This window comes from Nocardia sp. PE-7 (assembly GCF_030486425.1).
GTDB classification, from domain to species: domain Bacteria; phylum Actinomycetota; class Actinomycetes; order Mycobacteriales; family Mycobacteriaceae; genus Nocardia; species Nocardia salmonicida_A.
The window spans coordinates 1,256,816-1,269,349 of record NZ_CP129614.1 but is presented as its reverse complement, the minus strand read 5'-3'; the positions used below and the strand labels follow the sequence as shown (position 1 = coordinate 1,269,349).

General features: G+C 67.3%; 8 protein-coding genes. 1 reads left to right on the top strand and 7 read right to left on the bottom strand.

What is annotated here, in order from left to right:
* Positions 1-159: 159 nt before the first annotated feature.
* Positions 160-1,305 (top strand): DUF2254 family protein, encoded by a 1,146-nt coding sequence (locus QX204_RS05935; protein ID WP_301905562.1) that lies wholly within the window; start codon positions 160-162, stop codon positions 1,303-1,305.
* On the opposite strand, the gene QX204_RS05930 is transcribed toward QX204_RS05935, so the two are convergent.
* From QX204_RS05930 to QX204_RS05900, 7 genes are all read right to left on the bottom strand, one after another.
* Positions 1,300-2,616, bottom strand: a complete 1,317-nt coding sequence (locus tag QX204_RS05930) for a diacylglycerol/lipid kinase family protein (RefSeq protein WP_301905561.1) — start codon at positions 2,614-2,616, stop codon at positions 1,300-1,302. The two genes, QX204_RS05935 and QX204_RS05930, sit on opposite strands and share 6 nt — an antisense overlap.
* Positions 2,617-2,625: 9 nt before the next feature.
* Positions 2,626-2,979 (bottom strand): amphi-Trp domain-containing protein, encoded by a 354-nt coding sequence (locus QX204_RS05925; protein ID WP_301905560.1) that lies wholly within the window; start codon positions 2,977-2,979, stop codon positions 2,626-2,628.
* 104 nt (positions 2,980-3,083) lie between these two features.
* Positions 3,084-4,718 carry a serine/threonine-protein kinase gene (locus QX204_RS05920; protein ID WP_301905559.1) on the bottom strand — a complete coding sequence of 545 codons (1,635 nt, stop codon included), beginning with the start codon at positions 4,716-4,718 and terminating at the stop codon, positions 3,084-3,086.
* Between the two features lie 222 nt (positions 4,719-4,940).
* Positions 4,941-5,831, bottom strand: coding sequence for a DUF4231 domain-containing protein (locus QX204_RS05915; RefSeq protein WP_301905558.1), 891 nt, complete (start codon positions 5,829-5,831; stop codon positions 4,941-4,943).
* 3 nt (positions 5,832-5,834) lie between these two features.
* Positions 5,835-10,109, bottom strand: coding sequence for an nSTAND1 domain-containing NTPase (locus tag QX204_RS05910; RefSeq protein WP_301905557.1), 4,275 nt, complete (start codon positions 10,107-10,109; stop codon positions 5,835-5,837).
* A 5-nt stretch (positions 10,110-10,114) separates the two neighbouring features.
* On the bottom strand, positions 10,115-11,269 hold the full coding sequence (locus tag QX204_RS05905) for a S8 family peptidase (RefSeq protein ID WP_301905556.1): 1,155 nt from the start codon (positions 11,267-11,269) through the stop codon (positions 10,115-10,117).
* A 12-nt stretch (positions 11,270-11,281) separates the two neighbouring features.
* Positions 11,282-12,301 (bottom strand): trypsin-like serine peptidase, encoded by a 1,020-nt coding sequence (locus QX204_RS05900; RefSeq protein WP_301905555.1) that lies wholly within the window; start codon positions 12,299-12,301, stop codon positions 11,282-11,284.
* Positions 12,302-12,534: the final 233 nt, after the last annotated feature.

Here is a 12,534-nt window from a genome sequence, read left to right as displayed (position 1 = left end):
GGGTCGACCCGACCCGCTCTCACCCCGCCACCGTCGCACCGAGCCACTGTAGCCACAACAGCGCGCAGGGAGTCATCCGTTTCGGGTGAGTCGATCCCGATGCCGACGTGTGACCATCGCAGGGTCCGCAGTGTCCTCGTGTGCCGACAGGAGCTGAGAGTGCGCGCCAGGATAGTCCGCACCCGTCGCCTGCGAGCCGGTCTGTCCCAGCTGGCCTTCATGCTCGTGGGGCTCGGGATAGGACTGGTCGTCCCGAGAATCGATTCGGGACCGCGCGCGCCCAGCGCCCAGGTGGCGGGCGCGCTGCTCTCGATCGGAATCGGCCTGCTCGGCGCGGTCGCCCTCATCTTCTCCATGCTTTTCCTGGTGGTGCAGTGGGTGGCCACCACTTTCACACCCCGGTTGATGATGTTCCGCGACGACCCGATCGTCTGGCGGACCTTCGGCTTCGCCCTCGGATTGGTCGCCTTCTGTGTGACCGCCGCCATCACCGTCGGCAGAAATCCCGAGGTATCGGTATTCGTACCGATACTGGCGATGCTGCTGTTGCTCGTGCTGATCGAGCAGTTGCGGACACTGCAGTTGCGAGCCTTCTCCGCTATTCAATTGGCGCCCGTGCTCGGCACGATCGCCGACCGCGGGCGCATCGTGCTCGACGCCGTGTACACCGGACACGACCGCGAATCGCGGCCCTTGCCGCCGTCGCCGACGACGATCGTCTGGCAGCGACCTCCCGTGGTGCTGCAACGGGTCGAGGTGACCCGGCTGATCGATGCCGCTACGGCCGCGAACGCGGTCATCGTCCTGCGGGCGATTCCCGGCGCCACACTGCATCACGGCAGTCCGGTAGCGGACGTGCACGGCGGCGAACTGTCCGCCGCGACGGTGCTCCGCGCGCTCGTCGTCGGCGACGAACGAACCTTCGACCAGGATCCGCTCCTCGCGTTTCGACTGCTGTCCGATATCGCGCTCCGCGCGTTGTCCCCGGCGGTGAACGACCCGGCCACTGCCGTACAGGCCTTCGACGAATTGGAAGATCTGCTCGGCTGGGTGGCCGCGAGACGTCTGGAACCGCTGCGCCACACCGACCACGCCGGCGTCGAAAGACTCGTCGTTCGACTGCCCGGATGGGAGGAATTCCTGCGAACGAGCGTCGACGATATCGCGTTCGTCATCAGCTCGCCGATGGTCGTCACCGGTCTGCGCGACGCGCTACGGCGAGTACGCGAGCGGGCCCTGGCCGAGCACACCGAACAGCTCGACAGACGATTGGCTCTGCTCGACGACAAGGCGGCCGAGCTATGACGAGGAGCGAGCCGTTCGCCACAGTCGGGCCCAGTCGAAGGCCGCGCTGGCGGGGCGCACTCCCGGCCTGTCCCTGGGTACTCGCACGCGCAACGCCCCCGGCCGGATGGTGCACCGTACCGGAGTGTCGAGGAGCAAGGATTCGCCGTCGATGCCCGCCGGAATCTCGGGGGCGTCGGCGTCGACGGTCAGCTCGATCGCCGTTGCCTGCGCCAGGCCACGAAGCCGGGTACGGCGCAGCAGGCCGACCGCGTCCCTGGTGCTGGTGACCGACAGCGTGACCGCGCCGAGCACACCACGATCGAGGCGGACACGACGGCTCAGTCCCGCCAGATCGTTGCTGCCGTACGGGTTGTTGCTCACCAGAATCGCCTGCGGTCCGTCCACCGTGATCTCACCGATCCGGGCGAGAAGTCTCGGGCCGCTGTGCCCGTTGAGCAGATCGGGCAGCAGTGCCAGCACCGTCGCGGTCTTGTCATCTCGGTAGGCCGGACTGCGCACGATTTCCGCGTACACCCCGAACGAGGCGTTGTTGACGAAGGGACGCCCGTTGACGATGCCGAGGTCGACGCGCAATTCCACCCCGTCACGCAGCGCGTCGAGTGACCGGGTGGGATCGGCGCGATCGAGTCCGAGGTCCATGGCGAAGTGGTTGCGGGTTCCGGCGCTGATCACCAGGAACGGCAGATCGTGTTCGACGGCCACCGCCGCGACCAGCGCCTGGGTCCCGTCGCCGCCCGCGACGCCGAGCAGATCGGCCCCCTCCGCGACCGCCCGTTGGGCCAGTGCGGTGACGTCGATTTCCTCGGGCCCTTCGAGGAGAGCGACTCGGGCACCCAACTCTTCGGCTTTGCGCACGAGGTCGAATTTCGACACTTTGCCGCCACCGGAGCGCGGATTCATGATCAGGAACGGACGCTGTGCCGGTGGAACGGAGTATTCGGGCATCGTCGAGTCCGTGCCGCTGCCGCGCAGAGCGATGCGAGCGGCGACGACGGTCACCAGCGCGAGCACGCCGGAGACCAGAACGACCCACAGCAGGTTCGCGCGCACGAACGAGACCACGACGACGATCGGCGCGAGCAGGGCGACGCCGAGGGCGATCCATCGCAGTATTCCGAACCGGGTGACGAACGAGTAGAGCGCCGCCACCGCGACCACGACACCGCCGACGCCGATGATGAGCAATGCCACGGCGCCGACGACGCCCGCGGCGAGCACGGGCACCACCGCCGCCGCGGCGGCGCAGACGAATGCCAGCCGCGCCCACCAGCGTCGGGCGTGGCTACCGGTCGTGTCGGTGTTGGTCATGGAGGCCGATCACTTGGCGGTCGTTTTGCGCGCCCTGGTGCGGCGCGCGGGCTTGGCCGGTGTCGACTTCGTTGCCGCCGACTTCGTTGCCGTCCTCGGTGCCGACTTCGGTGCCGCGGGGGCCGGTTCGGTGGCGGGATCGTCACGCCACTTGATCTCGATTTCGATCTCGGTCTCGTCGCCGTCGACTTCGATCTCTAATTCCCATCGAACCCGGTCGGCGACAACGATCTCGATCGAGTCGCCACCGGTTTCGAATTCCACTTCGGAACCGTGGGCGATAGCTCGGCCGATCGTGATGAGCCGCTCGCCTACCTCTTTGCGGGAGAGCTCGGATTTCCTCTTGATCTCCAACTTCGGCACGGCAACTCCTGACTGGATTCAGCGTGGATGTCTACTCACGCTAGCCGCGTCGGCGAGTCGGACGGATCACCCTTTTCGGATGAGCTGCGCCTGCCACCTGACGCTCAACCTGCCCGGGCGACGCTGGACACGCAGAAGCCGTTGGCGGCATGGTCGAGAGTGAGGTCGACCGCTGACGTCACACCGTCGGCACTGGTCACCGGCGCGCTCACGGTCACGACCGAGTCCGAGGAACCACGGATCGTGAGTGCCTTGTCCTCGAAGCGCCGCACCCCGGACAGGGCGTCGCCCGGCTGGGCGCCGTCGCACAGCAGTGGGTAGTCCGGTTCTATGTCGGCGGGGTTCACGGGGTAACCGACGACCCGGCTCAGATAGCGCTCGGCGGTATAGCGCGCTTGCTCCTCGGTGAGCCTGGGCGCCGATCGGTCGCTGACGATCGGGCAGCCGTAGACGGACCGCAACTCGCTGGGACGCAAGCTGACGTGGAGCGCGTCGTTCTCCCAATACGGTCCGAACCGGCCGAGGACGCCGGGCCGACGTACAGCGTCGACGATCTGCTCGACGTCGCCGTACATCCCGGGGATCTCGGCGGGTGACTGGGTCCAGCATTTGCGGATCAGCGCGCTCATATCCCCGGCGAGCACATCGTCGAGCCAGGGACGCAGAACCGTCGCCGCCTTCGGACTGCCCGGGACCGCACCGATCTGCGCGACCGGCGAGGTCATCGGCGCGTCCGGTCCGCCCCGATCCTCGGCGGTGAGCACAGCGAACGCGGTCACCCCGGCCACCACCGCCGCGCCGCCCACCCCGAGCAGGACTTTCCTCGTCAGCGATGCGCCGGAAGCACGCGAGAGTCGCGTTTCTCGCTGCAGCACAACGGTATCCCCCACCACCGGCTTGCCGGTGAGGGCAGCGGTCGCCGCGTCGGCGAGCTCGCCGCAGCTGGCGTACCGGTCGTCCGGGTTCTTCGCCATCGCCCGCGCGATCACCGCGTCCATGGCCTGCGGCAGCGCCGGATTACCGGCCGACGGGCGCGGCGGCGGTTCGATCAGATGCGCGCTGATCATCGCGGCCGGACTCTCCCGCTGGAACGGAACGAACCCGGTGAGCAGCTCGTAGAGGGTGCCGCCGAGGGCGTACACATCGGTGCGCACATCGAGCGGATGCCCCTCCAGCTGTTCGGGTGCCGCGTAGGCAAGCGTGCCGAGCACCGATCCCGCGGAGGTGAGACTGGTTGTCTCCCCCATACTTCGCGCGATCCCGAAGTCGGTGACCAGTACCTCGTCGGTGCCGTCGTCGGCACGCGCGATCAGCAGGTTCGCCGGTTTGATATCGCGATGCAGCAGCCCCTGCCGGTGCGCGTAGTCCAGCCCCGCGGCCGCCTCGGCGACGATGCGAACCGCCCGCTCCGGCGTGAGCACCGACAACCCGTGCCGCAGCAATTGCGCCGCGTCGAGCCCGTCCACGAACTGCATCGCGATCCACAGCCGGTCACCGTCGACCCCGCGATCGTAGATCTGCACGACATTCGGATGCCGCAGCCGCGCAGCAAGATCGGCCTCACGCTCGAATCGCGCCCGAAATGTCGGCTCCACCGCCAGCCGCGCGTCGAGCACCTTCACCGCGTCCTTGCGCGGCAGCCGCGGATGCTGGGCCAGATACACCGCCCCCATCCCCCCACCGCCGACCCTGCGCTCGATGCGATACCCCGCGAGGATCGCCCCAGGCCCGAACTCCATCACCGCTCCTTCGCGTCACGACCACCCACGTGACTGCGATCAGGCTATCCGCCGCGGCCCACGACTGCCGGAAGTCGGATTCGCCTGCGCCGGTTCAGCGATCACGCGAGCGAGTTCACTGCGTGCCCGCGGCCTCCGCGACGATGTCGCCGAGTTCCCGGCTGCGATCGAAATACGGCCCGAGCGGCCCGTAGAACCGGAACTAGGAGAACCATGAAGGCATCAGATCTCCGCGCGCTCGCCCCATTTCGCCATCCAGCTCGCGTTCTCCAGCGCGATGGTGTTCTCGCAGTCCGCGACGAACTCCGCCCACCGGACCTGGTCGGTGGGTGATCCGTCGGTGCGCCAGCGATCGAGCCGCCGTCGAAGCCGATCCGCGGTGGCCAGGTAGGTCATCACCAGGAAGTCGTACCGCTTGCCCGCGAGGTAGGCCAGCAACGATCCGCTCATCGTGGTCATGACCGCGACCCAAGGAGCGATCCGCCCCGACGCTTCCGCACCGACCCCGGTGTTGATCGCGGCGACGATCGTGGCAGCGAGGCCGAGGCCGATGGCGGCGCGGCGCAGCCGGGTGGCGCGGGTGCTGTAGCAGCGGGCGGCGGGTAGGTAGTAGTCGTCGATCTGGGCCCTTATCCGGTCGCGGACGTACTCATCGGGGTGCATCGATGGTGGCGCCTGGACGGCTTCGCCGCTGGGTACGAGCAGTGGCAGCAGGTCCTCGGCCGACTGCTCGATGTCATCGATATCGGCCTGCAGTCGGCCGTACTGTTGCGCGTCGCCGGTGGCGCGGCAGGTGAGAATTCGGTGCTTGATGCCTTCGGAGACGGCCCGCGCTCGGGTCCAGCGGCGGGTCGATTCCGCGGTGAGGTACTGGGCGGTGAGAAACGTCGCCACCGCCAGCGCCACCGCGCCCGAGAGCGCCACGATGCGGGTCGGTGTGCCCGCCGAGCGGAGGATGGTGGTGGTCGAGGCCGTGGCGATCGCGCCCCAACTCCCGAGGAACAAGACTGTGAGGCGCACGCGGTCCAAGCGGCGCTTCATCCGGGTAGCGGTGCTCGACCAGCGAGTTCGCCTCTGCCAGAGAGTGTTCAGAAGGTCGTCGTCGGTGAGCATCCGCTACTCCTCCTCACCGGCGATCGGTAGTCCCTCGCACAGCTCGATGTAGTCGATCTCCGAAGAGACCCAGGTCCGCCACATCTCTCGGCTCATGTTGTGCGTCAGTTTGGCGCAGAGTTGCTCGGGCGAGGCGGTCGGCACGGGCCATATCCGGATGGTCTCGTCCACACTCGCCGACATGATCCGAGAACCGTCGGGCGTGAAGTCGACAGCGGTGACGAGGGCGCCGTGGCCGACGACGGCCGGGCCGACCTGGTCGTGGGTCGCCACATCCCACAACCGCAACACATTATCTGTGCCGACGGTGACCAGTGTGCGGCCGTCCGGCGAGAATCGGACCATGCTGGCCGGTCCGTCCTGCACCATGGGTTCGTCGATTTCCTGGCCGGTCTCGGCGTTCCAGATGCGAATCCTTGTGTTTTCGTAGCCGACGGCGAGTAGGCGACCGTCCGGGCTGAAGCTGATGCTCTTGACCCACGCATCCCCGGCCATCGGCCGGCCGACCGGTTGGCCCGTGTCCGCGTCCCACAGCCGCACCGAATAGTCGGTCGCGCCGGTGGCGACGTGCCGTCCGTCGGCATCGATCGACACCGCTTGTACGGAGCTGTCGTCGTGGCGCAGCTCCGGTCCGATCGGCCGCATACCGGCCATATCCAGAATCCGGGTAACACCGTCGGCGTCGATCACCATCCTGCGCCGATCGGAATCGTGGGCGAAGTTTGTCGTCTTCGGTGGCAGCGAGATCGGCGGCCCGATCGCGGCGCCCGAAGCGGCATCCCAGAACTTGATATCGGTCCAGGCCAGGGACTTGGGGCTGAATTCGGCGGACTCCACCTGTGTGCCGTCGGATGTGTACCCCGCGAGCTCGAAGTGGCCCTGTTCGCCACGGATCGAAGGACCGACCTGCGCACCGGTGGCGATATCCCATTGCCGAATGGTGCCGTCCGCACCGCCGGAGACGATATGCCTGCCGTCCGAGCTCACGTCCGCGCCCAACACCCGCGTGCCGTGGTGCATGGTTCTCCCACCACCCATATCCCACTCGCGGACGGTGGAATCCATGCTGCCGGAAAGGATTCGACCCGAGTCTGGGTGCAGCGCGACGCTGGACACCATGAGCTCGTGTCCCTCCAGCGGCGCTCCGACGGGCTGGCCCGTCGTCGCATCCCACAGCCGGATCGTCTTGTCATCGCTTGCCGAGGCAATCGTGGTGTCGTCGCGACTGTAGGTCACTCGTTCGACAGCGGCAGTGTGCCCGCGCATCGGCTCCCCGATCCGCCGGTGGGTCCTGGTATCCCACTGTTGGAGATCGAATCCCGCCACCACCAGCCGGTCACCGTCGTGATCGAAGGCAAGACTGTTGACCGCGCTGTCGGTGTAGACGATCAGCGGTTCGCCCGAGGGCAGTCCCGACTCTGCGTCCCACAAACGAACAGTGCCACCGATGTCGCCCGCGGCGATCAGCCCACCCGCACCGAACGCCACCGACGTCACCGGCATACTGTTGCCGGTCATCTCGCCGATCTGCTGGTGCGTGTCGGCATCCCAGAGCAGAACGGATTTGTCCCAGCTCGCCGAGACGATGCGGCGGCCGTCCGGACTGAACCCGACGCCTATGACCGTCCCACCGTGGCCGCGCATTTCCGTACCGACCTGCTGCTGAGATCCGGTGTCCCACAGCCGCACCGTTCCGTCCCGACCCGCGGACACCAGACGGGTGCCGTCCGTGCTGAAGGCAATGCGCAGCACCTCGGTTTCATGGCCTTCCATCAGCCCACCGATCGGCTTCCAGGTCGCCGCGTCGAGAAGCTGAATCGCGGTACCACGAGTGGCCGCGATCCGCTTCCCGTCCGGGCTGTAGGCGACGTCGCTGACATCGGCCCCGTCCATGTGGACGATCTTGTGAAGTCTTCCTTGCTGATGAACAGCGTTGAGCAGAGCGAACTCCTGCTTGTTGTCAGTCGGGATTCGATACGCGGCCATGGCCATCTGCATTCCCAGGATGTCGTCACTCTTGCCCGGCCACCTGCCCGACAACATGAGCTGCGAATTCGCCGCCAACGCCACCACTGCCGCGCGACGGCTCTCGGCGACGGCGCGTTCCTGCGCCCGATCGGCGCGCACCCACAGGAAACCCGCGATCAGCGCGGCAACCATGGTCAACGCCAGCGCAGCACGCAGAATCCGCGACCGCCGGTGCAATGCCCGCGCGCTCCGCTGCGCGTCCTCCTTCGCCCGACTCTCCGTGGCCGCCAACGCTTCCGCCGCCTGCTGACGATCCCGCGCCGCCCGCAGCTCATCCTCCCGGTGCCGACGTTCCTCGTCGATACGCTCGTCCTCGGCCTGTCGCGATTCCAGCAGCAGACTCCGCACCGGGTTGAGACGCTCGCGAAATCCTGGTGCGGCGGCGAGTGATTCGGCATCGGTGAGTCGCGACCCCGACAGCAGCCATTCCTCGCGCCGCCCGTTCTCCTCCCACGCCTGCGCGGCCCGCTCGAGATTGTCGGCCGCCTCGAGATCGGCAGCCTCCACTCGCAGCCAGTCGGCGAGCGTATCCCATTGCCGCAGAAGGCTTTCCAACGCGACCTCGACGACAACGGCCCCGTCGCGCTCGTCCTTGACCAGCAACCTGCGCGCGACGAACGCCTCGAGCAGCGGATGACTCTCCGGCGGCAGATCGAACCAGCGGGCGGGGCGGCGCATCGGCTGGTCGTTGCCGGAGTTGATGGTCGCCAGCCACGGCACGAACGCCCGTCGCAGGATCGCCAGCTGCTCGGCGCGGACCTGGGGATCGTCGTCGAGCAGTTCGTCGACCTCCCGCTGGACCACGCGCCGCAATCCGCCGAGGGATTCGTAGTGCGCGAGGGTGATCTCCCCGTCCCCGTAGTCCTGATACAGCCGAGCGAGGGTGAGCGAGAGCAACGGCAGGGTGTCGGCGCCGCGCGACCAGTCGTCGAGCAGCCGTTCCACCAGGTCCGGGGCGAACGACAACTCCGCGCCCGCTTCGCTCGCCCGCCGCACCGGCCCGACGATGACCTCCTTGAACTGGGCCTGTGGCATCGGTTTGAGATCGTCGAACGGCCGCACCGCGACCGACGCCAGCATCGGCGCGGTCTGCAGCGGTTCGTACCGGTCGGAGCGAATGGTGGCGACCGCGATCATCGTGATCCCGCGCTCGCGGTCGAGCAGGCCGCCGAGCAGCGTGAGCAGCACGCCTGCCTGCTCGCCTGCCTCGGGACCGAACAGTTCCTCGGCCTGGTCGATGGGCAGGATCAGCGTCGGCACCGGATCCTCGTCGGAGTCCAGAACGCGCTCCCGTGCGGCCTGCTGGGCTTCGATCAGCCAGGCCCGCACCTGTTCGATGTCGCGGACACCGTCCTCGATCTCGGTGAGCCCGGGTCGACGCAGCCCGACGCCGACGCGCAACGCATGGATCGACCGCGCGAATCCGGCGTCGCCGGTGAGCGCCCTGCGGTGCGGACGCACGATGTCCATGGTGAGGAAGTGTCGGTCATCGCGTGCCAGACGAGGCAGCAACCCGGCCCGCACGAACGACGACTTACCGACGCCGGACGGACCGAGGACGACGAACAGGTGGCCGCCACCGAGGCCGCGTAGGCCGCGCACCGCGTCCATCGCTCGCCCGATCTGCGCATCGCGGCCGAAATATACTGCGGCATCCACGGATTCGAACGGTTCCCACCCTCGGTAAGGTGCGCGACCCGGGTCGCCGGGCGGTGGCCACGCGAAGGTGTCGGCGCCGATGCCCGCGGCCCGCAAGCCGTAACGGAGCCGCTGCAACCCCTCGGTCAGGAATTCGACCGTTTCCCCGCCCACCGAGATCGCGGTCTTCGGTCCGTCCCCGAACAGGTCGCAACGCTGCCATTCACTGGTCATGTCACGCCCCGTCAGCGGTTCGAGGCGGACGGTGAAGATCGGCTTGTTCATGGACTCCGCGTGGCGGTATTCGACCTTGCATTCATGAGAGCTGTCCCAGTTGTCCGACAGCAGACAGATGACCGCCTCGCAGCGGTCGCCGGCCCGACGCAATGCGTCCTTCCACCGGACACCGGCCGGAATCCCGGTGCCCGGGTCGAGATCGAGGAAGATCTCGCCTGCCAGACCGGGCTCCGCCTCGATCAGCCAGGCCCGCAACGCGACCGCCTCGCGGCTGTCGCGGCTCGAATGGCTGAGGAACAGCCGCGCGATCTTGCCCGAATGCGCTCGCGCCGAGCGCGGGTCGCCCCCGCGCTCGGCCGAACGATCGGCGTTCATGACAACTACATCCGCGAACGGTCGATGCCCGCTTCGACCAGCGCCGACCGCGCCACATCCTTCGCACAGGCGGTGAGCGCGCCGAACGCGCTGATCCGGCTGAACGTCTGCCCGGTATGGACGACATTGTCGTTCTCGTCGTCGCCGTCCACGATCGGCACCGCACCCGCCAGCAGCCATTTGCGAACATCGGCGACCGACGGCATCGTCCCGGCCACCCGCAGATGGAATTGCTGAATCAGCAACACGACGCCGGCGACCACGGGCGTGGCCTGACTGGTGCCGTGCTGGATCGACTCGCCGCTGTCGTTGCGGATCCCGGAGGAGGTCGTCGGAGCGCCCGGCGCGAAGATATCGGTCGCGCAGTCACCGCCCACGCTCACGTGCAGACGCTGGGAGAACGGCGTGATCCGGTCCGGCGCCGTCGAGAGTGCGGTCGCCCCGGAGCCGTAGCTGAACGACCCTTCGTCGGCGTCGTAGACCGCACCGACACTGATCGTCTGACGAAAGATCGCCGGGTAACTCATGCCTTGGCCACTGTTGTGGCCGAAGTAGTCGTTACCCGCCGCCACACAGCAGGCGACGCCGACGTCGGTGAGCTTCTGCATCGCATCGCCGATGCCATCGCCCGCGAAATCCGCGTCCGAGATGCTGTTGTCCGAAGCGCCGAGCGACATACACACCGCGGAGATACCGAGCGATGTTCGATTGGCCAGCACCCAGCGCAGCGCGTCGCGGATCGCCGAGAAACTACCGCCCCCGGAGTTGCCGAGGACCTTGACGGGCACGATCTTCGCGCGCGGCGCCATCCCGGTGTGCACGCCGCCGGCGCAGATGATCCCCGCCACGTTGGTTCCGTGCCCCTGCCCGTCGGTCGGATCGGTGGGCGAACCGTTGTTGTCGGAGGTGAAGTTCCGGCCCGCCCGAACCCGCCCGGCGAAATCGACGTGGGTGGTGCGCAGCCCGGTATCGAGGACAGCGACCGTCATGCCGGACCCGTCGACGTTGAACTTGGTGCGCGCTTCCGCCGCACGCACCAACAGATCGACCTCGAGCAGTTCGGGCATCACCGTCAGGTCGGTCTGCAGCGGCTTCTCGACAGGTACGACGGATTCGAACGCGACGCCGGCGACCGGCTCGGCAGAAATGGTGTCGGACATGATGATTCCTTCCTACAAAGCCGAGTACGCGACGATGAAGTCGTAGACGTCGCGAGTCATCCGCCGCCCGAAGTTGGGCTTGCTGTTGTCGCCGATCGCGCCGGTGGCGCCGCGCAGCACGCCCACGACATAGGGCCATCCGTCGGTGTCGTACACATAGAGTCCCGACCCGCTGTCGCCGTACCAGGCATCCATGAAGAAGTTGATGTACTGACCGTTGAGAATGCCGTTGCCCTCGTTGCCCCAGATCTGGGGTTGGGCCTTGTCACTCGGATGGCCGTAGAGGTACATCCGGTTGCCGCTCACCACGTTGTCGGGCGCGACCCACAGCCCCTTCCACCCCGACGCACGGCCGGGGAAGTCGCCGTATCCGGAGAATTCGATGACGGCGTAGTCGAACCGCGCGTCGCCGCCCGCGTTGTTGACCCAGCCGCCGGGGACCGTCACGTTGTACCCGCCATGGCTGCCGAAGGGCATCGGCGTCGGGTCCTGGCGATCGGTACCGGGTGCGACGGAGGCGAACGGAAGCCAGTTCGTCCCGTTGTGCACCACGTGCGCCGCAGTCACGGCGGTCGACGGCCCGACCATCGTCGCCGACCCGGAATATCCCCCGCTCGGGAGCGCGAGATAGGCGACCGTGCTCATCGGATACACGGTGTTGTCGCGGCGCACGACGCGGTTGTCCGAGCCGATGATTCCCGACAACGCGTGCAGCGACGAGGAATCGAGCTGTTCGGACCGGGAGCGCGACAGCGCGGTGTAGGACGCTGTGCGGCGTTCCCGTTCCTCCCGAAGCAGCTCGACGAACGTGGTGGTCGGCGCCTCGGTCGTGTACTCCTTGCCGTCGTTGTAGATCACCGGCCGCAATGCTTCGGCGAGCTCGTAGTCCGACATCTCCAGGACAGGGCCGAGTTCGTCGCCGTACGGCGGTTCGATACGGGGATACACCGAGTTCGGTGAGAACTTCGCGTCGCCGACCAGAGTCAGCGGTTGACCTTTGGGCGAAGTCAGCGTGGTCATTGCGGTAGACATTCGTGCTCCTCGATACTCGAGCGGCTCCGATGTCCCAAACGCCAACGTCAGCCGCAGATTTTCAGGCTGTTTCGAACGTACGAGGATGTGCGTGAGCTGACACGAGTACCGGGCTACCCCAATTTCGCGTGCCGTACTACGTGCTCCGAATGCGACATCGCACCCGCCGCGTATCGAGCCACTGACCGATCGTCGGCGAATAATGCTGCTAGGCAGACGCTTTCAGTCGAAGT